Source organism: Thioalkalivibrio sp. ALE10 (genome assembly GCF_000381385.1).
In the GTDB taxonomy this organism is placed as follows: Bacteria; Pseudomonadota; Gammaproteobacteria; order Ectothiorhodospirales; family Ectothiorhodospiraceae; genus Thioalkalivibrio.
Genome location: NZ_KB906455.1, coordinates 38,208 through 60,626, shown reverse-complemented (window position 1 = coordinate 60,626; position 22,419 = coordinate 38,208). Strand labels below are relative to the sequence as shown.

Genomic DNA, 22,419 nt, shown 5'->3' with positions numbered 1-22,419 from the left:
TCACACCAGGTTGCGCAGCCAGCCGCGCAGCATGTAGCGGATCAGGGCCAGCAGCAGAACCGCCACCACCGAGAACAGCACATGCGGGAGCGACATCCCGAGGATGGCGAACGCGATCGCGTTGCCGGCCGCCGGCGGATGGGCGGTGTCGGTGATCAGCATCAGCAGGCTGGCGCTCGCCAGTGCGGCCCCGGCGGCCATCGCGAGGGCCGCATCACCGTTGCCGAAGACGCCCGCGGCGTACGGTACCGACCACAGCCACCCCACTGCGATGCAGAGGACGTGTCCGCCGATCAGCCGGCGGGCGGTGGCGGTCGGATAATGCGGCATCGCGAAGGTAATGAACGCGCTGGAACCAATGGCCGCCACCACGACCACCTCGGTGACCATACCCAGTCCCGCCACCAGCCCCGCGATCACCAGGAATGCCACACCCACCTGCTGCAGGTAATGCTGCGGATGCCGGAAAAACTGACGGTCTATGAGGTAGAATTTCACGCTGCGGTTTCCGGGGGAGTGGCGGAAGCCGAAGTTTAGGCAAACACCCAACGGGGGTACACCTCCGGATTTTCTGGACGGCCACGCCGGTCCGGTCCATTATTCTTCCAAAGGGGGAATGGCGGGAAGTCCTGCCGGGCACGCGGATCGCGCGCGTGGCCGGTGGTCACCCCGCGGGGAAGGCGCCATGACGCACAGCAACGAGCAAGCCCGGGACGACCTGCTGGAACGCGTGCGCCGGCTCAACGAGATCGGGATTGCACTGTCGGCCGAACGCGACAAGCCGCAGCTGCTGGAACAGATCCTGAGCCACGCCCGGGCCCTGACCGGTGCCGACGCCGGATCCGTTTATCTGCTGGATTCCGACCGCCAGGAGCTCGAATTCGCCCTGGTGCAGAACGACACCCTGGGCCTGCACCTTGGCGGCACCGGCGAGCCGGTCGACGGCCAGCTGCCCGCGGTACCGCTGTATCGCGAGGACGCCAGTCCCAATGACCAGGCGGTGGTCGTCTGGTCCGTGCTCAACGACCGCACGGCGAATATCGCCGATGCCTACCGCGAACAGGGCTTCGACTTCTCCGGCACCCGCGCCTTTGACCGGCGCACCGGCTACCACACCCGCTCGGTCCTGACCGTGCCCCTGCGCAACCACGAAGGCAACGTCATCGCGGCGCTGCAGCTGCTCAACAAGACCGTGGACGGCGAGATCCGGGCGTTCGACGAACAGGACCGGGACCTTGCCCGGTCACTCGCCTCGCAGGCCGCGGTGGCGCTCACCAACCAGCGCCTGATCGACGAGCTGCGCGAACTGTTCGACCACTTCGTCCAGGTCATTGCCACCGCCATCGACGCCAAATCGCCCTCCACCGGCGCGCACTGCCGCCGGGTCCCCGAGGCCACCCTGCTGCTGGCCGAGGCCGCCAGCGAATCCGGCGACCCCGCGGTCCGCGATTTCCGGTTCGGGCCCGACGACTACTACGAACTGCGGACGGCCGCCTGGCTGCACGACTGCGGCAAGGTCGTCACCCCGCATCACGTGATGGAAAAGTCGACCAAGCTGGAAGGTATCTTCGACCGCATCGACGGAATCGGCGACCGGGTCGAAATCCTCGCACGCGACCACGAGATTCGGCAGTTGCGCGAGGCCCTGGCCCGCCAGCCCGGCGGCAGCGAAGCCCTGCAGGAGGTGGATCGCACCAGCGCCGAACGCCGCGAGGGTCTGAACCAGGACCTCGAATTCCTGCGCCGCTCCAACACCGGTGGCGAATTCATGACCGACGAGGACATCGCCCGTATCGAAGCCCTCGCCCACCGCCGCTGGACCGCGCTGGACGGCACGCAACAACCATTGCTGGACACAAACGAGGTCCGCAATCTGTGCGTCCGGCGCGGCACGCTCAACGACGAGGAACGCGGGATCATGGAGGGCCACATGACCGTGGGCATGCAGATGCTGGAACAGCTCCCCTTCCCGCGTCACCTGCAGCGGGTCCCGGAGTACGCCCTGGGCCACCACGAACGCATGGACGGGCGTGGCTATCCGCGTGGCCTGACTCGCGACCAGCTGTCGATCCCGGCACGCATCATGGGCATCGCCGACGTGTTCGAGGCGCTGACCGCCCCCGACCGGCCGTACAAGAAGCCCATGCCCCTGTCGCAGGCGCTGACCATCATGGGACGCATGGTCGAAGACGGCCATCTCGACCCCGACCTGTTCCGGGTGTTCGTCGACGAGGGCGTGTATCGGCGCTACGCCGAACAGCAGCTCGACCCGCGCCAGATCGACGAGATCGACACTGACCGCCTCCCCGGGATCCGGCGTCCCTGCAACCCGCGCAAGGAGAACAGCCCATGGCCGGGGATGAACGCCTCAACCGCTACGCGGCCCTGATCGACCGGATGCCGGGGTTTCCGGCGTCGGTGCAGCGCATCCTCGATCTGACCGGCGACCCGGACAGCGAGCCACGCGAGCTGGTGGCGGCCCTGGAACGCGACCCGGTGATCACCGTGCGGATCCTCAAACTGGTCAATTCGCCATGGTTCGGCCTGGCGCGCCCGGTCAGCTCGGTGCGCCAGGCCCTGGTGATCGCCGGGTTCAACACCCTGCGCAATCTGGCGCTCAGCATCGCGGCGGTGGGCATGCTGCCGGCGCGCAACGATGCCGGCATGGACACCGGCCGCTTTCTCGAGCACTCGCTGGGCGTGGCCACCATCGCGCGCCTGCTGGCGCGGCGCCTGGGGGTGCCGGAGAGCGAGAACACCGACCATTTTGTCGCCGGCCTGCTGCATGATTTCGGCAAGATCGTGCTGATCCGACACGCCGGCGAGGATTACGCTCCGGTCCTCGCGGCCGCGGCCGCCGGTCCTGTACCGCTGCATCGGGAAGAGGCCCGGCGTCTGGAGGTGGATCATGCCGAACTGGGCGGTCTGCTGATCGAACACTGGGGCCTGCCCGCCACGCTGGCCGGAGCGATCCGCTACCATCACGCGCCGGATCGCGACGGCGACTGGAGCCTGCTGCGCGACACGGTGTTCGCGGCCAACCAGATCGTGCGTCACCTGGACTTTGGCGATTCCGGCAATCCGGTGATCGAACCCTTCCCGCGACCGATTCGCGAGCGTTTCGGCGCCGATCTTGCGGAATTGACGGAAGCCCTGGACGACCCGGGCGCGGAGCTGGAAGCCACCCGTCTGTTCATGCAGAGCGAGGAGGACGGTCGATGAAATTCACCTTCTGGGGCGTGCGCGGTTCGATCCCCGTTCCCGGCCCGCAGACCGTACGCTACGGCGGCAACACCACCTGCATCGAGGTACGCGGCGCCGACGACGAGCTGATCATCCTCGACGCCGGTACCGGCATCTTCCAGCTGGCCCGGCAGCTGCAGGCGGACATGCCGCTGGAGGCCAGCATCTTCATCACCCACACCCACTGGGACCACATCCAGGGGCTGCCCTTCTTCATCCCGATCTTCGTGGCGGGCAACCGCATCCGGATCCACGGAGCGGCGGACCCGGTCAACCAGCGCGACATCCACGAGGTCCTCGCACGGCAGATGGACTACGCGTTCTTCCCGGTGCGCGACAACGAACTGGCGGCCAGCATGGAGTACGCCACCCTGCACGAAGGTCAGGCCACGCAGGTGGGCAGCGTGACCGTCACGCCCATGATCATGGGCCATCCGGTGCTCAATTTCGCCTATCGTCTGGAGTCCGGAGGGCGAACGCTGGTGTTCACCGGCGACCACGAATGGCCGTACAACATCCATCCCCCGGGCGAGGACGGCCATGCGGAATACGAAGCGATGGTGCGGGAGCGCCGGGCGGCTATCATCGATTTCTTCCGCGGCGCCGATGCCCTGATCATCGACACCGCCTACACGCCCGAGGAGTATCGACGCCGCACGGGCTGGGGCCACGGCACCTACGACACCAGCATCCGGGCCGCACGCGAGGCCGGGGTACGGCAGGTGTGGCTGACCCACCACGAACCGACGCGCGACGACGACGAACTCGAGCGCATTTTCGCCGAGGCCCTGGAACGCAACCCGCCGCCGGACCCCGCGGACGAACCGGCCATCCAGCTCGCCCGGGAGGGCGTCACCGTTACGCTGTAGCGGCCGCGCGAATCAGGCCGGCGGCGTGCCCACCGCCAGCCCGGTCTGCTGCGCCGCCAGCACGATCAGCATCAGAGCGAGCCCCGCATACAGCCCGGCCACCACGTCGTCCATCACGATCCCGGTGCCGTCGTGCCATTTCTCGTCGAAATAGCGCGCCGGCCAGGGCTTGAGGATGTCGAACAGGCGGAACAGGAAGAAACCCAGCGCGACCCAGACCAGCCCGGCGGTGTCACCCGCGAGGGTGATCCCGGGCGGGATGAAGGCCAGGGTCACCAGCATCCCCGCCCACTCGTCCCACACGATCCCGGAATGGTCGTGCACGCCCAGGCGCCGTGCGCTCTCCCCGCAGATGTGGAACCCGGCCATGGTCACGATCACGGTGATCGCCAGATAGGCCCACTCGGGGAAGTTCATGATCGCGAAATACAGCACCAGGGCGGCCAGCGAACCCGTAGTGCCGGGGGCCCAGCGCGACAGCCCGGAGCCGAAGCCGAAGGCCAGCAGATGGATGGGGTCGCCGAACACGGTGCGTGCCGACGGCATCGTCGTTTTCGTCATCCCTGGAACCATGCAGTCCGGCCCTCGTCTCGTTGTTCAGTCAGTCCGCGAAATGATCGTGCCCCGAACGCCCCGCGTCCAGAGGGGCGCCGGTGGCATCCACCACGCGGATGGCATCGCCGGTGGTGAACTCCCCGATCACGTGGAGCGCGACGCCGGCGGCCTCCGCCAGCGGTGCCAGCTCCACCTCCGGGGGCACCGCCAGCAGCAGTTCGTAGTCGTCGCCCCCGCCCAGGGCGCATTCCCGGGCCAGCGCCGGATTCGCCCCGGCGAGGACCGGATCCAGCGGCACCGCCGGCCAGTCGACGCGGGCCCCACAGCCGGAGGCGGCGCAGACATGGCCAAGATCGGCGAGCAGACCGTCGGACAGATCGATCGCGGCCCGCGCATGGTCCCGCAACACCCGCCCCGCCGCCAGTCGGGGCTGCGGCCAGAACAGCCGTTGAACGGCTGCGGCGCCGGCATCCGGCGGCGCCGCACCCTGCTCGCGGCGCCGCGTCTCGGCCGCCAGACCGGCCGCGGCACCCCCCAGCTCGCCGGTCACCACCAGCCGGTCCCCGGGGCGGGCCCCGTCGCGACGCAGCGCGCAGCCCGCGGGCACCTGGCCGAGCACGGTGACCCCCGCGGAACGCGGCCCGCGCACGGTGTCGCCCCCCACCAGCGGCGCGCGCAGCTCCCGCGCGAGCCGCAGGAATCCCTCGCTGAAGGGCCTCAGCCACGCATCTTCGGCCTGCGGAACCGCCAGCGACAGGAGCACGCCCAGCGGCTCCGCACCCATCGCCGCCAGGTCGCTGAGACTGGCGGCCAGGGCCTTGTGCCCCAGGCTCGCCGGGGGATGGTCGGGAAAGAAATGCCGGCCCTCCACCACGGTGTCGGTACTGACGACCACCTCGTGGCCGGCATCCGGGCGCAGCAACGCGGCGTCATCGCCCACGCCGAGGACCACGCGCGCGTCCGCGACCGGATCCCCGGAGGGGCCGGCCGGCCGGAAGTAGCGCCGGATCAGATCGAATTCGGACAGGGACGGGGACGCCATGCGCCGCGCACCGGGCGGTAGTGGATCCGCCTCAGCGACGGATCTCGGCGCTGCGCAGCTCGGCAGCCAGACGATCCAGCACGCCGTTGACGTAGCGGTGGGACTGCTCGGCGCCGAAGCGCTTGGCCAGCTCCACCGCCTCGTTGATCACCACCCGATAGGGCAGCTCGATGCGCTCGGCCAGTTCCCACTGGCCGATCCACAGCAGCGCGTGTTCCACCGGATCGAGCTGATCCAGTTCGCGCCCCAGCCAGGGCTGCATGCGTGCGTCCAGTTCCTGGTGCGCCCGGGTCACGCCCATCAGGATCTCGCGGAAGTATTCCGGATCCGCCTTGGCGTGTTCGTCCTCCTCGCGGAACGCGAGCAGGATGTTCTTCGGATCGTCTCCGGTCAGTTGCCAGGAGTAAAGCGCCTGCATCGCGCGGCGGCGCGCGACCGAGCGCGCGTGCCGCGCGCGCTGCTCGGGCGTGCTGCGCGGTCGCTGCTTGCGCCCGCCCTTGTCGGCGCGGGTCTGTTCGCGCGGGGGGCGGTCGGGAGAACCGGAGTTGCTGGATTCAGTCACGGCGTTCACGGCATCCCGCTCAGGCACCGGTACGCAGGCGCGGCATCAGGCTGACCATCTCGATGGCCCCCATGGCGGCATCCGCCCCCTTGTTGCCCGCCTTGGTCCCGGCGCGTTCGATGGCCTGTTCGATGGAATCGGTGGTCAGCACGCCGAAACTGATCGGCAGGTCGGCCTCCATCTGTACCTGGGCCAGGCCCTTGGCGGCCTCGCCCGCCACATAGTCGAAATGCGGCGTGGACCCGCGGATCACGCAGCCGAGAGCGATGATGGCGTCGTAACGACCGGAGCCCGCCATGGTGCGGGCCGCCAGCGGCAGTTCGAAGGCCCCGGGGACCCGGGCGATGGTCATATTGTCATCGGCCACGCCATGCCGGCGCAGGGTGTCCACCGCGCCTTCCAGCAGACGTTCCACCACCAGGCTGTTGAAGCGCGCCAGCAGCAGGCCGAAGCGGCGCCCGCCGGCGTCGGTAAACTTCCCTTCCAGGGTCTCGATCTCGTGCATGGGGTCTTCCCTTTTGCGTCGCGATGCGGCGATCGCGAAGGTCACAGCGAAAACGCACAGTGTAGCACTGTCGCGCCGCTGCCACCGAAAGAAAAACCCGGCCGTCGGAGCGCGCAGCCCCCACGGCCGGGTCGGAAAACGGCTCCGGCCGGCGGCGGCGCCCGCGGATCATCACCGCGGACGCGGTCTGCCGTAGCTCAGGGGCTCAGCCCTGGGCGTCCGGATCGCACAGGTGCTTCTTGTCCTCCGGCATGTTGTCCGGGCAGATGCCGCAGCCCTCGTTGCCGGGCAGCGCCCAGTCGATCTTCTTCGGATAGGGCAGATCCATCTCGTTCATGATCTTCACGAACTCTTCCTCGGGCTTGTCCTTGCCCAGACGCGGGTTGCGCATCTTTTCCTGCCCAATGGTCGTGATCTGGCGTTCCTCGTAGTCGTGCCCGGGGTAGACCAGGGTCTCGTCCGGCAGGGTGAAGAACTTGTCGTGGATCGACTGATACAGGGTATGCGGATCCCCCGACTGGAAGTCGGTACGGCCGCAGGCCTCGATCAGCAGCGCATCCCCGGAGAACAGCATCTTCAGCCCCACGTGATCCAGCAGATACGCGTGGTGGGTATCGGTATGTCCCGGAGTGAACAGCGGGTTCACCACGAGGTTGCCCACGCGGAAGGGCTCGCCTTCGCGGATACCGATGTCGCGGCAGGGCAGCTCGTCCAGCGCCGGGCCGGCCAGCTGACAGCCGGCCTTCTCGCGCAGCATCTTGCCGCCGGTGATGTGGTCCGCATGGATATGGGTCTCGATCGCATAGTCCAGGCTCAGGCCCATGTGCTGCAGGACCTCCAGATCGCGATCCACGGTCTCCAGGACCGGGTCAATCAGGGCCGTCTTGCCAGTATCCGGGCAGGACAGGAGATAGGTGTAGGTCGAGGATTCAGGTTCGAACAGCTGCTTGAAGATCATGTCGTGTCCTCCGACGTGTATTAGGACTTGCTGAAATACTAGCCCGTATCATGAGCGCGTGACCAACCACCGACACCCCGAGTGCTGGCTTTTCCCGCCGGCCGGCGCCACGCAACGTTTTCATGTCCGGTGGAGCCCTGCGGGCGGGCACAAGTTCCACCGCTCCGGGTCCCCGGTCTCCCCCCGCATGCGGGGGCTCTTCTGTCGTCCGCGGGCGACCGCTATCATCGCGGACCCGAATCCCGTGCCGACAGTGCATTCAATCAGGAGAATCCCCATGGAAGCCAGTCAGGTCGCCGAACTCATCCGCGCGGGCCTGCCCGATGCCCGGTCGGTCGAAGTGACCGGGGGTGAAGGCAAGTTCGAGGCGCGCGTCATCAGCCCGCAGTTCGAAGGCATGTCCCGCGTGAAGAAACACCAGACCGTCTACGCCACGGTGCGCGAGCAGATCGACAGCGGCGAACTGCACGCCCTGTCGATCGTGGCCCTGACGCCGGAGGAAGCCGAGGCGGAAGGCTGAACGGCCACCGTCGCCGTGATGCTGTCACCCAAGGGTCGCGAGGAGATCCAGCGCCTGCTGGAGGGCGGCCTGGTGGAAGACTGGGCCGAGGCGGAAACCACGCTGCGCAATGTCACGCGCATGCTGCTGACCACCCGGCCCGATCTGCTGCGCCTGTACTTCGAACCGCAGGCCTGGCGGGAGATCACTTCCTGGCCGCAGAAAAAGGCCGCGAACGCGATCATCGCCGCGCTGCGCACCGGCGTGGTCGATGCCCTCGGGCGTCCGGAGATCGTCAACCGGGAACAGGCGCGCTTCTACCTGCTGTGCTTTCAGGATGACCTGACCGAGCGGGTCGACCGCTGGTGCCGCGACCACCCCGAAGAGTGCCCGCGGCGGGCCGCACGCCACCAGCGCGGGCTGGACCACGACGCCGATACATGAACACCGCGTCCGAAGACGAGATCCTGTATTGCGGCGACCCGCAGCAGGCCGGGGCACTCGCCGCCCTGCTCGAGGGCTACGGCCTCGAGCTGATTCTGCATCCGGCGGGGGCCGCGCTGCCCGGCTCCTGGTGGGGCGAACCGGAAGCCGGCATCGTCGGCCTGCAGGTGCACGTCCGCCCGGACACGCCGGTCCATTCGGCCCTGCACGAGGCCGGACATACCCTGTGCATGGACCCTGCGCGCCGCGCCACCCTCGACACCAACGCCGGCGGCGACGACCTCGAGGAATGCGGCGTCTGCTATCTGCAGATCCTGCTGGCCGACGCCCTGCCCGGTGTCGGCCGCGAGCGGCTGATGCGCGACATGGACGCCTGGGGTTACAGCTTCCGTCTCGGGAGCACCGCGGCCTGGTTCCGCGAGGACGCGGACGATGCGCGCCGGTTCCTGCAGCAGCACGGCCTGATCGACGCCGGTGGCCGCCTGACCGGACGAGCGCGCGGCACCTGACCCGCGACTAACGCTCATCTCACGGCAGACGTAAAAAACGATGGTACACTCCGGATTTGTTCGGAAACCGCACGGATTTCAGGCCTGCCCATGGACACCCCGACGATCAGCCCGCTGCTCGAGCAACTGGACCCGACCTCCGGACTGTCGCAAGGCGCCCGTGACGAAGTCGCAGCCCAGTGCGAAATCCTCGATGAAGCCGCCGGCAAGCGCCTGCGACCCGATGCGGCCAGCGAACACCACCTGTTCCTGCTGAGCGGCCAGCTGGTGCGCGTGGTCGGCGGTACCCCCGAGCGCATCCGCCTCGATGGCGAGGATGGCGACGTCCCGGTCGAACTGTTCGAGGGCAGCCCCGGGCATCAGGACTTCGTCCTCACCGAACAGCCCTGCCGCATCCTCGCGGTGCCCAAGGCCGCCCTGGAAAGGGCGTATTCATCTTCCGTGGTGGTCAGCGACACCGAGCTGGACGACACCGAGGGCGCGTTTTTCAGCGAACTCTACGATCTGATCACCAGCAATCGCCTGGAGCTGCCGACCATGCCGGAGGTCGCGCTGCGCATCCAGGAACTGACCAACGACCCCGAAGCCAGCATGGACGACCTCACCGAGGTCATCCAGCGAGACGGCACCATTGCCGGCGCCCTGCTGCACGCCACCAACAGTCCGCTGTTCCGCGGCGCCCAGCAGATCCAGTCAGTGCGCGAGGCGGTCACCCGTCTGGGCTTTCGCAACACCCGCATGCTGGCGATGAACATGGCCCTGCGCCAGACCTTCAAGGCGAAGCACGCGGCCACCCGCGAGGCCATGGCCGAGGTATGGAGCGAAGGCGTGCTGAACTCCGCGTTCGCCTACCTGATCGCCGACTCGCTGCGCCTGCTCGACCGGGAGCGGGCCCTGCTGGGCGGACTGGTGGCCGGGATCGGCGCGGTGCCCATCATCCAGTTCGCCGAGATGCGCGAGGAGAACCCGGGCGCCGAGCGCCTCAGACTGCTGATCGAGCGCCTGCGCAACCTCGCCGGGGTCCTGGTCATCAACTACTGGGATCTGGGCCAGGACCTGGTGGCGGTGGCCGAACACGCGTACGACTGGTCCTACCGCGCCGAACAGCCGGACTACGCCAGCGTCGGCATCGTCGCCGAATGGGCCGCCCTGCATTACAGCGGCAAGCCCCACCCGGATGCCCGCGAGGTCGCGGCGTTCGAGGTCCTGGGCATCGACCCGCCCGCGCCGGGCGATCCCATCCCGTTCCTCGAGGAACGCAACGACGACCTGAACGAACTGAAGCTCCTGTTCAATGCATGAAGCCCTGACCCTCGACCCCGTCGTCCCGCGGCTGAAGCCGTTCGCCGACCTCGGCGAAAGCGGCCGCCGCGAACTGATCCGCCATGCCCGGATGGTCGAACTCAAGCCCGGGCAGAAGGTGTATGCGCGCGAGGAATACCGCCACCTGCTGTTCCTGTTGAAGGGCCGCATGGTCCTGGCGCATGGCGACAAGGCGCACACCGTAGAGGATGACGAACCGGCCGCGCTGGAGCCCCTGTTCGCCCCCCACGACTACCGTACCCACGCCGTTGCCGCCCGCCCAAGCACGCTGGTCCGCTTCGACCGCAACGTCTACGAAACCCAGCTCAATTGCGTCGGCGACGCCATGGAGGTCGGTGAAGTCGACCTCACGGCGCAGGAAGGCGAACTGCTGGCCACCCTTTTCCACAAGGCCCAGACCGGCGAACTGGCCCTGCCGCAGCTTCCGGACGTGGCCCTGCACCTGCAGGAAGCCATCGACGACCCCGATATCGAGTTCCGCCGGGTCACCGAGATCGTCGAACGCGACCCCAGCACCGCGGCCCGCCTGCTTTCGGTCGCGAACAGCCCGGCCATGGGTTCACGGCGCGAGATCACGCGCCTCGGCGATGCGATCGCGCGTCTGGGCCTCGAACGCACGCGCCAGCTGGTGCTCGCACTGGCCGCCCAGCAGGTGTTCATCGACCGGCAGAGCCCGTACCGGACCCTGATGGAGCAACTGTGGCGTCAGTCCACGCGCATCTCCGCCATCGCCTTCGTACTGGCGGATGAATCCGGTGCAGCCGATCGTCACCGTGCGCTGCTCGCCGGCCTGCTGCACCGGGTCGGCGCCCTCCCGATCCTCGGCGAGATCGCCTCGCGCGAAGAGCGGCCGGATGCCGTCGAGGTGGAACACGTCATTCAGCGCCTGGAATCCATGACCGGCGAGCTGGTTGCCCAGCAATGGGGACTCGCCTCCGATATCATGGCGGCCATCCGTGACTCCGGCGGGCCGGAACAGCCCGATGCTGCGCCCCTGACCGACATCGTGCGCATCGCGCGCAACGCCTGTCTGCGCGACGCCTCCGAGGTGGAACGCGCCCGGGCCATCCCGCTGGAAAACCTCCAGGCCATCCGGCGGCTCGGCTTCACGCTGGACGAAAACGGTGAACTGGCCGCGGTGGAGAAGGCACGGCCGAAGATCGAAGCCCTCATGCAGGAACTCGCCTGAGGCGTCAACCGGCAGGAACCGAACCATGACCGCAACGAACCGTCCGCAACCCGGGGAGAAACAGCGCGCCGCCGACAAGGTCTCGCGCATCCCGGTGAAGATCAATCCGACCACGAAACCGCAGCGCAAGCCCTCATGGATCCGCGCGCAGAGCCAGGCGCGCCCCGAGGTCCAGCGCATCAAGGGCATCCTGCGCGAGCAGAAGCTGGTCACCGTGTGCGAAGAGGCCAGCTGCCCCAACCTCGGCGAGTGCTTCAACCACGGAACGGCCACGTTCATGATCATGGGCGAGGTCTGCACCCGGCGCTGCCCGTTCTGCGACGTGGCCCACGGCCGTCCCGAGCCCCTGGACCCCGAGGAACCCCGGCACCTGGCCGAGACCATCGAGGCCCTCGGCCTCAAATACGTCGTCATCACCTCGGTGGACCGCGACGACCTGCGCGACGGCGGTGCCGGGCATTTCGTCGACTGCATCCGCGAGATCCGCGAACGCACCCCGAACACGAAGATCGAGGTCCTGGTGCCCGACTTCCGCGGGCGCATGGACCGGGCGCTGGAGATCATGCGCCAGGCCCCGCCGGACGTCTTCAACCACAACCTCGAGACCGTGCCGCGGCTGTACCGTGAGGCGCGCCCGGGCGCCGATTACCAGTGGTCGCTGGACCTGCTTCGGCGTTTCCGGGAGCAGCATCCGGGCGTCCCCACCAAGTCCGGGCTGATGCTGGGTCTGGGCGAGGAACGCGAGGAACTGCTGCAGGTCCTGCAGGACCTGCGCGACCATGGCTGCGACATGCTGACCCTCGGGCAGTACCTGCAGCCCTCGCGCCACCACCTGCCAGTCACCCGCTTCCTCACACCGGAGGAGTTCGACGAGCTGGGCGAACGCGCCCGCGAGATGGGCTTCCGCCAGGTCGCCAGCGGCCCGATGGTGCGCTCCTCCTACCACGCGGACCTGCAGGCACAGGGCGTCGCCGGAGAGACCGAAGCCGTCTGAACGCGCCGCTCAGTCGCCGCCCACCCGGCGGGGCGTTCAGGCCGCCGGGGCCTGCGGCCGCGCCAGGCAGCGCAGCAGTTCCGGCGGCAGCGTCGGCACCTCCTCGCAGGCCGACGGCGTTTCCTGCCCCCCGCTGGCCAGCTGCACGGCCAGCGCCCGCAGGAGCACGCGCCGCACCCGCTCGGGGTTCGCGGGTCCCCCTTCCGCGGCCACCGAAGTCGTCGCCAGTCCGGCATAACCACAGGGATGAATACGGCCAAAGGCCGACAGGGCCGGATCCACGTTGAGCGCCAGCCCGTGGATGCTGACCCCGTGGCGCACGCGCAGGCCCAGTGCAGCGATCTTCGCATCGCCCGTGTAGACCCCGGGCGCGCCCTCGCGGCGGCCCGCGACGATGCCCCATTCTCCCAGGGCATTGATCACTGCCTGTTCCAGGCGCTCCACCAGCGCCCGCACCCCCAGCCCGCGGCGCCGCAGATCCAGCAGGGTATACACCACCAGCTGCCCCGGCCCGTGCCAGGTCACCTGTCCGCCGCGGTCGATCGCGATCACCGGCACCGCGCCGGGATCGAGCAGGTGTTCGGCACGACCGTTGCGCCCCTGGGTATAGACCGGCGGGTGCTGCACACACCACAGCTGATCGGGCGTGTGCGGCCCGCGCTCCGCCGCATGCAGGCGCATCGCCCGCCACACCGGCAGGTAGGGCCGTTCGCCCAGACGGTGAACCCGCAGCGTATTCAGAGGATCATCCGTACCCGGTTGCACTGCCCCAGGGCCCGGTAGAGGTTGTCCAGCTGCAGCTGACTGGTGGCGGTGATGGTCACCGTAATCCCGACAAAGCGCCCGCCACTGGATGCCCGCTGCTGGATCACCGCATCCCCGGGCTCGTCCACGTGGTCGTTCACGCAGGATTCCACCGCTTCCATCAATTCGGGGTGAGAGTCCCCCATGATCTTGATCGGGAAGCGGCAGGGGAATTCGATCAGGGTCTCGCGTTCTTCTTCGTCACTCATTATTCATGGCCTCCGACTGTCGACGCGCGGCACCGGGTTTGGCGGCCTGGTAGGCGGCGTGCAGCCGCGCCCACAGAGGACCCGGCCGGCCGGAACCCACCAGTTCACCGTCGATACGGGTCACCGGCAGCAATTCGCGGGTGGAACTGCTGAGCCAGACCTCGTCGGCCGCCCGCAGTTCCGCGGCGGTCACGCCCCGCTCCTCCACGGGCACACCCTCGCCCCGGGCGAGCCCGAGCACGAAATCGCGGGTCACCCCTGCCAGCATCCCGCTGTCCAGTGGCGGTGTCACCAGCGTCCCGTCGCGCACCACGAACGCGTTGCTGGCGGCTCCCTCGGTCAGCCGACCATTGCGCAACAGCAGCGCCTCCACCGCGTCGGATTCCACGGCCTCCTGACGCGCGAGCACGTTGGCCAGCAGGGTGGTGGCCTTGATGTCGCAGCGACCCCAGCGCTCGTCGGTGCGGGTCACCGCGCTCACGCCCGCCTCGCGCACCGCCGGGCCCAGCGGACGGATGGGGCTGACCATCCCCAGTACCGTGGGTTCGGAGACATCCGGGAAGGCGTGATCCCGCGGGGCCACCCCGCGGGTCACCTGCAGATAGAGTCCCAGATCCGGCGGCGTCGACCCGTCCGCCGGTTCCGCGCCGTTGTGGCGGAGCAGATCGCCCAGATGACGTTCCCATTGTTCGCGGCCGAAGGGGTTCGGCAGACGAATGGCCGCCAGCGACCGCGCGAGACGGTCCAGATGCGCGTCCAGCAGGAAGAACCGGCCCGCGTAACTGGGGATGACCTCATACACCGAATCGCCGAACAGGAAGCCGCGATCCAGCGGGGAGATCCGGACTTCCTCCAGCGGCAGGAATTCGCCATTGAACAGGGCAATGCTCATGTCCGCCTCAGAACGGCCACACCGACTGCACCCACAACGCCGCGCTGTCCCAGCCACGGCGGATGAACCCGCCGGTCTCGATCTCCTGCAACACGACCAGGGGCTGTTCGTGGACGGCTTCGCCGTCGAGGGTCGCAACCACGCGCCCGACCCGGGCCCCTTCGCGCAGCGGCGCCTCCAGCGGATGGTCGATCTCCATGGAAGCCGACAGGTCATCCCCCTCGCCGGGCGGAATTACCACCCAGAAATCCTCCGCCAGGCCGACCGGTGCCTCCTGTTCGCTCCCCTTGTAGACCCGCGGCATGCCCAGGGCCTCGCCGGCACCGAACAAGCGCCGGGTTTCGGTAAAGCGCATGCCCCAGTTCACCAGTGCCTGGGATTCGTTCGCGCGGCGCGTGCCTCCGGTCGAGTGGTCGGGGGCGTCGATGCCCATCACCACCGCCACCAGGCGACGGTCGTTGCGTTCGGCGGACGACACCAGGTTGTACCCCGCCGCCGAAGTCCAGCCGGTCTTCAGGCCGTCGAAACCGGCATCGCGCCAAAGCAGGAGGTTGCGGTTGTTCTGTTCGATGCCGGCGTATTCGAACGAGCGCTCGGAATACAGGTTGTACAGATCCGGGAATTCGCGGATCAGGGCCCGCGCCAGGGTCGCCATGTCGGCCGCCGTGGTGTACTGCGACTCCTCTTCCGGCAACCCGTGGGGGTTGGCAAAGTAGGAATCCTGCATGCCCAGGCGCCGGGCCTGGTTGTTCATCATGTCCACGAAGGCACCCTGCGAGCCGGCCACGCGCTCCGCCAGCGCGGTCGAGGCGTCGTTACCGGACTGGATGATCATGCCGCGCAGCAGATCCTCGACCCGGACTTCCTCGCCGACCTCGATGAACATCCGCGAAGCGCCCTCCATCCCGGTACGCCAGGCCCGCTCGCTGATGGTGACTTCTTCCTCCAGTGACAGTCGGCCGTCCCGGATCTCGCCGAACACCACGTAGGCCGTCATCAGCTTGGTCAGGCTCGCCGGCTCGCGCCGCGCGGACGGATCGCGCTCCGCCAGGGCCACACCGGATTCGAAGTCCTTCAGCACATAGCTGGCCGCGGTGATGTCCGATGGCGGCGAGGGGATGCTTCCGGGAGCCGAAGGGCCGGTTCCGGCACGTGGCAGTTCCAGTTCCACGGCGCTGGCCGCCACGGGCAGGAACAGCAGAAAACTGACGGTGATCAGGGAATTGCGAAGTAATGACTTCATGAACCGAAGGAGTCTCCATGAATGAGGACCGGGGGCTTGCGGGCGCACACGGCGGCCGGACACCGAAGGATGCCAAAGATACCAGACCGGCACGCCGTCCGGGTTCTCAATCGGTCACGATACGGAAATCCCCGGGCGCCACCGCTTCCAGCCGACGGGCCGTATCGCGCACGTTGTCCTCGCCGTGCAGCGGGCCCACCCGCACGCGGTGCAGCTCCTCGCCGCCGGCGGTCTCCACGCGACCGAGTTCGGCCACCCGGAATCCGTCCGCCTGCAGGCTTTCGCGCAGGCGCTCGGCCGTCATCCGTTCACCGAAGGCGCCCACCTGGATATAGCGCGCGGGCTCCTGGCTGTCCCCCTGTCCGGACCCCGGGTCACCGTTGTATGCCCCGTCGCCGTCGACCGTCCCGGCCATCTCCCGCGTTGCGTCCGGGTCGTTCGCGTCCGCCGCCAGCGGCTCCGGCTCCGCGAGGGTGTCGGCACCCTTGCGATCGCGTTCGGCCGTACGCACCTCGCCGTTCACGTCCCCGGGGCCGACCGCGCGGATACGCACCGGCGCCACGCCCGCGTCGGTCATGCCCAGACGATGGGCCGCGGCATAGGACAGATCGATGATACGGTCATCCACGAACGGGCCTCGGTCGTTCACCCGGACCACCACCTGCTTCCCGTTCTCCAGATGGGTCACCTCGACGAAGCTGGGCAGCGGCAGCTTCTTGTGCGCCGCGGTCATGGCGTACATGTCATAGGGCTCGCCACTGGAGGTCCGGCGGCCGTGAAACTTCGTTCCGTACCATGACGCCATCCCCTCCTCCTCGAAACCTTCGGAAGAAGACAGCGTCACGTAGCGCTGACCGAACACCTCGTACTCGGCCGGATTGCCGTAACGACTGGGCGGCTCGTCGGTGGGTTCGGCATCCGGCAGGAGTGCCAGATCCCGCGGTACTTCGTCGGGATCGGGATAGCTGTCATGGGCGGCGTCCCCCAGCGGGCGGTCGCGCTCGGGCGTACCCGAGCAACCGGCAAGGATCATACCGGCCAGCAGCGCAACCGGCAGGGCGGCCCCGCCGATCGCACGCCCGTCAGTCGTACAGCGCCTGCGCCAGCTCATGGGCGGCCATCGCATACAGCGGACTCCGGTTGTATCGCGTGATCACGTAGAAATTCGGATACCCCAGATAATAGACATCGCCCTCGTCGGCCTCCAGATACACCAGCGAATAATCACCGTCCGGGTCGACCGTTTCGCCTTCGGCCGGACGCACGCCGTGCTCGGCCAGCTCGTCCAGGTCGAAGCGCGCGGTATAGCCCTGCTCGACCAGTTCTTCCGGATGGTCGTCGACCTCGGCGCGGGCCACCACCGGCTGCCCCCAGCGCCAGTCATGCTCGGCGAAGTAGTTCGCCACGCTGCCGATCGCGTCGGGCCAGGAATTCAGCAGATCGCGCCGCCCGGAGTCATCGAAATCCACCGCGTAATGACGGTAGCTGGAGGAGATGAACTGGCCGTAACCCATCGCTCCGGCGTAGGAGCCATGCAGATCAAGGATCTCCAGATCCTCCTCCTCCGCCAGCTCCAGCAGATGGCCCAGCTCGCTGCGGAAGAATGCCGCCCGTGGCGGGTAGTCGAATCCGAGGGTCACCAGCGCATCCAGCACGCGGGTGCTGCCGGTGTTGCGTCCGTAATCGGTCTCGATGCCGATGATCGCGGTGATCATTTCCGGCTCGACACCGAAGCGTTCCTCGGCGCGTTCCAGCCACTCGGCCTGCTCTTCCATGAACTCGCGCCCGCGCCGCACCCGGCGTTCGTTCACGAAGATCGGCCGGTAGTCCTTCCACGGCAGGGCTTCGGCGGGGCTGGAGATGCTGTCGATGATGTCCTGGCGCGGCTGCGCCTCCTCGAACAGTTCTTTCAGCCATTCGCGATCGAATCCCGCCTCCGCGCGTTCGTCGATGAATTCCTGCACCTCCTCGCGTTCGAGATAGGGCGTCTCGCCCGCCCGGTATTCGGAGTTGGACGCCGTGGCGGTGGCGGCCAGAAACAGGCAGGAGACGGCAACAGTCGTCGCGAAGCGACACGGATTTACGGGGTTCATCGATTCACCAGGCGTTTTTCGGAGGCAATGCTCATGAGAATACCGAAGGCCACCATGAGCGTCACCAGCGAAGTTCCGCCATAGCTCACAAGAGGCAACGGAACTCCCACCACCGGCAGCAGCCCGGTCACCATGCCGATATTGACCACCATGTACACCGCAAAGGTCAGGCTGATGCTGCCACCCAGCAGACGGGCGAAGCGGTCCTGCGCCAGGGATGCCAGCCACAGCCCGCGCGCGACGATGGCGAAATACAGCGCCAGCAGCAGCACCACCCCCATGAAGCCGAATTCCTCGGCATACACCGCGAAGATGAAATCGGTCGACCGTTCCGGCAGAAAGTCCAGCTGCGACTGGGTCCCGTTGAGCCAGCCCTTGCCGTAGAACCCGCCCGAGCCGATGGCGATCTGCGACTGGATGATGTGATAACCGGTACCCAGGGGATCGGACTCGGGATTGAACAGCGTCAGCACGCGCTGGCGCTGGTAGTCATGCATCTGCAGCCAGAGCACCGGCGCCGCCGCGGCCACCAGGGCCCCGAGCCCGGTGAACCAGCGCCAGGACAGCCCGGCGAGGAAGACCACCAGCAGCCCGGCCACGCCCACCAGCATCGCGGTGCCCAGATCGGGCTGCTCCATGATCAGCCACACCGGCACCAGGATGATCGGCAGCACCACGGCCAGATCGCGCGCCCGCGGCGCACCCTGGCGCAGCGACAGGTACCACGCGGTCATCATCGGCACGGCCAGTTTCATGATCTCCGAAGGCTGGAAACGCACCAGCCCCGTGTCCAGCCAGCGCCGGGCCCCCTTGCCGATCTCGCCGAAGAACAGCACCGCGACCAGCAGCACCAGGCCGGCGACGAAAAGCCAGGGGGCCATGACCCGCAGTACACGCACCGGGATCTGCGCGATCACCAGCATCGCCGCGACCCCGAAACCGATCCGCAACACCTGGTTCTCCAGCGCGACCAGACTCTCGCCGGTCGCGCTGAACAGCACCACCAGACCGAGCATCAGCAGCAGCGACAGCAGGATCAGCAGCGTGCCATCCATCCGCAGGCTGCGCAGGGCCCACTGGCCGGCGGAGAGCTCACGTCCGGTCACGCTGATCATTCCCCGGCCTCCTCGACGGGCAATCTCATGCCGCCACCGCCCAGCAGCCAGGCATCCATGACCTCGCGCGCCTTGGGCGCCGCTACGCGGCCACCACTGCCGCCGTGCTCCACCAGCACCGCAACCGCGATCTGCGGGTCATCCGCCGGGGCATAGCCGGTGAACAGGGCGTGATCCCAGAGATGCCGGGCCAGCTCGTCCTCGTCGTACTCCTCGTCCTCGCCCAGGCTGAAGACCTGCGAGGTCCCGGTCTTGCCCGCGATGGTGTACTCCGGACGGGTGCTCCCGATACTGCCCCAGGCGGTGCCATGCGGTTCGTGCACCGCTTCGACGAGGGATTCGTGGATCACGTCCCAGTGGGCTTCGTCCAGCGCCACCGGCTGGCGGTAATCGGGCAGCAGGGTCTCGCCGATTTCCCGTTCCCGGCCATCCCCCATCGCCCGCAGCAGGCGCGGGCGCACGCGCTCGCCCCGATTCGCCAGCGTGGTGGTGAAGTCGGCCATCTGCAGCGGGGTGCTGAGCATGTAGCCCTGCCCGATGGCCGTGATCAGGGTCTCGCCGGGATACCAGACGGTGCCGTGGGTGGCACGTTTCCAGTCGCGTCCCGGCCGGATGCCGGTGCGTTCGCCGCTGAGATCGATGCCGGTGGGCTCGCCGATACCGAAGGCTTCCAGCATCGGCGTAATCCGGTCGATCCCCATGTCGTGAGCGAGATCATAGAAATACACGTCCGACGACACCGCAATCGCGCGCGACATGTCGACCAGTCCATGGCCCTCCCGGCGCCAGTCACGATAGCGGCGTTCGTGCCCGGGAATCTGGTAGTAGCCGCGGGCGAACATCTCGCGGTCGGCGGTGGTCGCCTCCTCGTGCAGGCCGGCCAGGGCCACGATCGGCTTGATGGTGGACCCCGGCGGATACTGGCCATGCAGCACCCGGTTGAACAGCGGCCGCCCCGGATGGTCGCGCAGTGCCGAGAACTCTTCCTGCGACTGCCCCTTCACGAACGGCTCGGCATCGAATCCCGGGGCACTGACCATGGCCAGGACGTCTCCGCTGGCGGGCTCGATGGCCACGATCGCCCCGCGCTGGTCCCCCAGTGCGCGGCGGGCTGCCAGCTGCAGGTTGTAGTCCAGGGTCAGATGGATGTCGGTCCCGGCCGTCGGCGGGCTGACCTCCAGCTCGCGGATCGTCCGGCCCTGGGCGTTCACCTCCACCTGACGGTGGCCCGGGCGGCCGTGCAGCAGCTCCTCGTAATGCTGCTCGATACCGGTCTTGCCAATGTGGGATACCCCGGCATAGGCACGCCGGTCCACGCGCTGCAGGTCCTCGCGCGTGATCCGGCCCACGTAGCCCACCACATGCGTGAACGCCTCGCCGGCCGGGTAATAGCGCATCGGACGCGCTTCGATCTCGACCCCGGGGAGCTCATGCCGGGAAACGGCCAGATGTGCGACGGTCTCGTCGTCCAGCCCCGCCTTCAGCAACACCGGCTGAAACGGGCGCCGCTGCTCCACCCCGCGGCGGAAACGCTCGAGGTCGGCATCGGAGAGTTCCACGAAGTCCTCGAGCCGCTCCAGCAGCCGGTCGAGGTCGTCGGCCTGTTCCACCGTGACCTCGAGCTGATAGGAAGCCCGGTTGCCGGCCAGCAGCACGCCGTTGCGATCCCGGATCACGCCCCGGCTGGGGGCGATGGGCTCGATGCGCAGCCGGTTGTTCTCGGAAAGCGTGGTGTAGTGCTCGTGCGCACCCACCTGCAGACTGGCGGTGTGCCAGCCGATCAGGCCCAGCACCCCCGCCAGCAGCACCAGGGACAGCACCACCCGCGCGACAAAACGCCGGTGATCGTGCTGTTCCTGTCCATAGGCGTCGCGCTCATCCATGGGACCGCCCGCCCGCGGCCATCAGGACCGCTCCATCGGGTCGCGGACGGGCACGCGCACCGGCACGCCCGGGAGACCGGCTCCCCCGGGGCCCGCACGGCACGCCCATGGCTGCGCGAAAGGCTTCAGATCTTGCTCTTCTGGAAACGCTTGTAGCTGGCAAGGATCTCCGTCCTGGCGGCCTCGGCGTCCGCCCAGCCTTCCACCTTGACCCACTTGCCGGCTTCGAGCTCCTTGTAGTGCTCGAAGAAGTGCTTGATGCTGTCGAGCAGCTCCTGCGACACGTCTTCCGGACCCTTCACGCTCTCGTACCCCGGATGCAGCTTGGTGACCGGCACCGCCAGGATCTTCGCATCCTGCCCGGCCTCGTCGGACATCTGCAGCACGCCCACCGGCCGCGCGCGCACCACCGAACCCGGCATCAGCGGCACCGGCGTGATCACCAGCACGTCCACCGGATCGCCGTCTTCCGACAGGGTCTGCGGCACGAACCCGTAGTTGCAGGGGTAGAACATGGCGACCGTCATGAAACGGTCGACCACCAGCGCCCCGCTGTCCTTGTCGACCTCGTACTTGACCGGCTGACCGTGGGCAGGGATCTCGATGACCACGTTCATGTCATCGGGCAGATCCTTCCCGGCTTCAATCTGATTCAGATCCATCGTCTCTTTCCGCTTGATTGGTTGGCGCGGCATTATAACGGGACTGCGCGACAGGTGAACGATCCCGGCCGGCTTGCGAGCCCCCCGGCCAGTCGGTATAAGACCGCGTGCGCTTTCGATACCCAATTCACGTGCCGGCGCCGATGCGGGCGCGAACGGCACACGGCAGGAGTCAATTATGCGAATCGTCCTGATGGGCGCCCCCGGATCCGGCAAGGGTACCCAGGCCAAGAAGATGGTCAGTCACTTCGGCATCCCCCAGATCTCCACCGGCGACCTGCTGCGCGCGGCCGTCGCCGCGGAGACCGAACTGGGCCTGAAGGCGAAGAGCGCCATGGACGCCGGCCAGCTGGTCCCCGATGACCTGGTGCTGGGCCTGATCCGCGACCGTCTGCAGGAGCCCGACGCCGAAAAGGGCTTCATCCTCGACGGGTTCCCGCGCAACTGCGCCCAGGCCGAGGCCCTGGACAGCATGCTGACCGACATCGAGCGTCCGCTGGACCGCGCGGTCCAGATCGACGTGCCGTTCGAGGAGCTGAAGCAGCGCCTGACCGGCCGGGTCTCCTGCGAAAGCTGCGGCGCGGTGTTCAACACCCACACCTTCCCGCCGCAGAAGGAAGGCATCTGCGACCAGTGCGGCGGCAACCTGGTCCACCGCGCGGACGACACCGAGGAGACGGTGGTCAGCCGCCTGCAGGTGTACGAGGAACAGACGCAGCCGCTGATCGAGTATTACGACACCCGCGGTCTGCTCAAGCACGTCGACGGCACCCGCGACATGGAACGGATCTTCGACGAGATCCGCGGCCTGCTGGACTGATCCGCG

The 22,419-nt window shown here is 68.0% G+C and carries 25 protein-coding genes; 10 read left to right on the top strand and 15 right to left on the bottom strand.

All coding sequences use genetic code 11. The features are described from left to right. The gene (locus F788_RS0110520) at positions 1-498 is read right to left on the bottom strand and encodes an HPP family protein (protein ID WP_018870919.1); all 498 of its coding nucleotides are present in this window, start codon (positions 496-498) and stop codon (positions 1-3) included. A gap of 187 nt (positions 499-685) precedes the next feature. Between F788_RS0110520 and F788_RS0110515 the strand changes: the two genes are divergently transcribed. Genes F788_RS0110515 through F788_RS0110505 form a run of 3 tightly spaced genes read left to right on the top strand, consistent with a single transcriptional unit; the run spans position 686 to position 4,112 of the window. Continuing rightward, positions 686-2,389, top strand: a complete 1,704-nt coding sequence (locus F788_RS0110515) for an HD family phosphohydrolase (RefSeq protein ID WP_019590129.1) — start codon at positions 686-688, stop codon at positions 2,387-2,389. After that, the gene (locus F788_RS0110510; RefSeq protein ID WP_018870915.1) at positions 2,350-3,222 is read left to right on the top strand and encodes an HDOD domain-containing protein; all 873 of its coding nucleotides are present in this window, start codon (positions 2,350-2,352) and stop codon (positions 3,220-3,222) included. Before F788_RS0110515 ends, F788_RS0110510 begins: the two co-directional genes overlap by 40 nt. Further along, complete coding sequence (locus tag F788_RS0110505; protein ID WP_019590128.1) at positions 3,219-4,112, top strand: MBL fold metallo-hydrolase; 894 nt, start codon at positions 3,219-3,221, stop codon at positions 4,110-4,112. The genes F788_RS0110510 and F788_RS0110505 overlap by 4 nt, the downstream gene beginning before the upstream one ends. A gap of 12 nt (positions 4,113-4,124) precedes the next feature. On the opposite strand, the gene F788_RS0110500 is transcribed toward F788_RS0110505, so the two are convergent. The 5 genes from F788_RS0110500 to F788_RS0110480 all read right to left on the bottom strand — a co-directional run bounded on the left by F788_RS0110500 (position 4,125) and on the right by F788_RS0110480 (position 7,734). Beyond that, on the bottom strand, positions 4,125-4,658 hold the full coding sequence (locus F788_RS0110500) for a phosphatidylglycerophosphatase A (protein WP_019590127.1): 534 nt from the start codon (positions 4,656-4,658) through the stop codon (positions 4,125-4,127). Between the two features lie 55 nt (positions 4,659-4,713). Further along, positions 4,714-5,709 (bottom strand): thiamine-phosphate kinase, encoded by a 996-nt coding sequence (gene thiL, locus F788_RS0110495; protein WP_019590126.1) that lies wholly within the window; start codon positions 5,707-5,709, stop codon positions 4,714-4,716. Between the two features lie 31 nt (positions 5,710-5,740). Further along, positions 5,741-6,280, bottom strand: a complete 540-nt coding sequence (gene nusB, locus F788_RS0110490) for a transcription antitermination factor NusB (RefSeq protein WP_019590125.1) — start codon at positions 6,278-6,280, stop codon at positions 5,741-5,743. Between the two features lie 10 nt (positions 6,281-6,290). After that, positions 6,291-6,776 carry a 6,7-dimethyl-8-ribityllumazine synthase gene (gene ribE / locus F788_RS0110485; RefSeq protein WP_018870910.1) on the bottom strand — a complete coding sequence of 162 codons (486 nt, stop codon included), beginning with the start codon at positions 6,774-6,776 and terminating at the stop codon, positions 6,291-6,293. A gap of 205 nt (positions 6,777-6,981) precedes the next feature. Beyond that, entirely contained in the window at positions 6,982-7,734 is a 753-nt protein-coding gene (locus F788_RS0110480; RefSeq protein WP_019590124.1) for an MBL fold metallo-hydrolase, read from the bottom strand. Between the two features lie 277 nt (positions 7,735-8,011). On the opposite strand from F788_RS0110480, the gene F788_RS0110475 reads away from it, so the two are divergent. The 6 genes from F788_RS0110475 (at position 8,012) to lipA (ending at position 12,692) form a co-directional block, all read left to right on the top strand. Further along, positions 8,012-8,254 carry a BolA family protein gene (locus F788_RS0110475; protein WP_018870908.1) on the top strand — a complete coding sequence of 81 codons (243 nt, stop codon included), beginning with the start codon at positions 8,012-8,014 and terminating at the stop codon, positions 8,252-8,254. An 18-nt stretch (positions 8,255-8,272) separates the two neighbouring features. After that, the gene (locus F788_RS0110470; RefSeq protein ID WP_019570714.1) at positions 8,273-8,677 is read left to right on the top strand and encodes a hypothetical protein; all 405 of its coding nucleotides are present in this window, start codon (positions 8,273-8,275) and stop codon (positions 8,675-8,677) included. Next, positions 8,674-9,186, top strand: a complete 513-nt coding sequence (locus F788_RS0110465) for a hypothetical protein (protein WP_019021098.1) — start codon at positions 8,674-8,676, stop codon at positions 9,184-9,186. The genes F788_RS0110470 and F788_RS0110465 overlap by 4 nt, the downstream gene beginning before the upstream one ends. A 90-nt stretch (positions 9,187-9,276) precedes the next feature. Then, positions 9,277-10,488: an HDOD domain-containing protein gene (locus F788_RS0110460; RefSeq protein WP_019590123.1), complete on the top strand. Its 1,212-nt coding sequence runs from the start codon at positions 9,277-9,279 to the stop codon at positions 10,486-10,488. Then, positions 10,481-11,698 carry an HDOD domain-containing protein gene (locus F788_RS0110455; RefSeq protein ID WP_019570712.1) on the top strand — a complete coding sequence of 406 codons (1,218 nt, stop codon included), beginning with the start codon at positions 10,481-10,483 and terminating at the stop codon, positions 11,696-11,698. The genes F788_RS0110460 and F788_RS0110455 overlap by 8 nt, the downstream gene beginning before the upstream one ends. Positions 11,699-11,723: 25 nt before the next feature. Beyond that, positions 11,724-12,692: a lipoyl synthase gene (lipA, locus tag F788_RS0110450; protein WP_018870903.1), complete on the top strand. Its 969-nt coding sequence runs from the start codon at positions 11,724-11,726 to the stop codon at positions 12,690-12,692. 36 nt (positions 12,693-12,728) lie between these two features. Here lipA and lipB read toward each other — a convergent pair whose 3' ends face one another. From lipB to ppa, 9 genes are all read right to left on the bottom strand, one after another. Beyond that, complete coding sequence (gene lipB, locus F788_RS0110445) at positions 12,729-13,433, bottom strand: lipoyl(octanoyl) transferase LipB (protein WP_196800569.1); 705 nt, start codon at positions 13,431-13,433, stop codon at positions 12,729-12,731. Next, positions 13,430-13,705, bottom strand: a complete 276-nt coding sequence (locus F788_RS0110440; protein WP_018870901.1) for a YbeD family protein — start codon at positions 13,703-13,705, stop codon at positions 13,430-13,432. The genes lipB and F788_RS0110440 overlap by 4 nt, the downstream gene beginning before the upstream one ends. After that, the gene (locus tag F788_RS0110435; RefSeq protein WP_018870900.1) at positions 13,698-14,597 is read right to left on the bottom strand and encodes a D-amino acid aminotransferase; all 900 of its coding nucleotides are present in this window, start codon (positions 14,595-14,597) and stop codon (positions 13,698-13,700) included. The genes F788_RS0110440 and F788_RS0110435 overlap by 8 nt, the downstream gene beginning before the upstream one ends. A gap of 7 nt (positions 14,598-14,604) precedes the next feature. Continuing rightward, a complete protein-coding gene (locus tag F788_RS0110430) occupies positions 14,605-15,840 on the bottom strand; it encodes a D-alanyl-D-alanine carboxypeptidase family protein (protein WP_019570710.1) in 1,236 nt (411 codons plus the stop codon). 106 nt (positions 15,841-15,946) lie between these two features. After that, positions 15,947-16,951 (bottom strand): septal ring lytic transglycosylase RlpA family protein, encoded by a 1,005-nt coding sequence (locus tag F788_RS0110425; protein WP_019590121.1) that lies wholly within the window; start codon positions 16,949-16,951, stop codon positions 15,947-15,949. After that, positions 16,923-17,933, bottom strand: coding sequence for a lytic murein transglycosylase B (gene mltB, locus F788_RS0110420; protein ID WP_019590120.1), 1,011 nt, complete (start codon positions 17,931-17,933; stop codon positions 16,923-16,925). Before mltB ends, F788_RS0110425 begins: the two co-directional genes overlap by 29 nt. Continuing rightward, positions 17,930-19,048 carry a rod shape-determining protein RodA gene (rodA, locus tag F788_RS0110415; RefSeq protein ID WP_018946249.1) on the bottom strand — a complete coding sequence of 373 codons (1,119 nt, stop codon included), beginning with the start codon at positions 19,046-19,048 and terminating at the stop codon, positions 17,930-17,932. The genes mltB and rodA overlap by 4 nt, the downstream gene beginning before the upstream one ends. Next, positions 19,045-20,931, bottom strand: coding sequence for a penicillin-binding protein 2 (gene mrdA, locus F788_RS0110410; RefSeq protein ID WP_019590119.1), 1,887 nt, complete (start codon positions 20,929-20,931; stop codon positions 19,045-19,047). The genes rodA and mrdA overlap by 4 nt, the downstream gene beginning before the upstream one ends. Positions 20,932-21,056: 125 nt before the next feature. Continuing rightward, complete coding sequence (gene ppa, locus F788_RS0110405; RefSeq protein WP_018870894.1) at positions 21,057-21,593, bottom strand: inorganic diphosphatase; 537 nt, start codon at positions 21,591-21,593, stop codon at positions 21,057-21,059. Between the two features lie 178 nt (positions 21,594-21,771). On the opposite strand from ppa, the gene F788_RS0110400 reads away from it, so the two are divergent. Next, positions 21,772-22,413, top strand: coding sequence for an adenylate kinase (locus F788_RS0110400; RefSeq protein WP_019590118.1), 642 nt, complete (start codon positions 21,772-21,774; stop codon positions 22,411-22,413). Positions 22,414-22,419 lie beyond the last annotated feature (6 nt).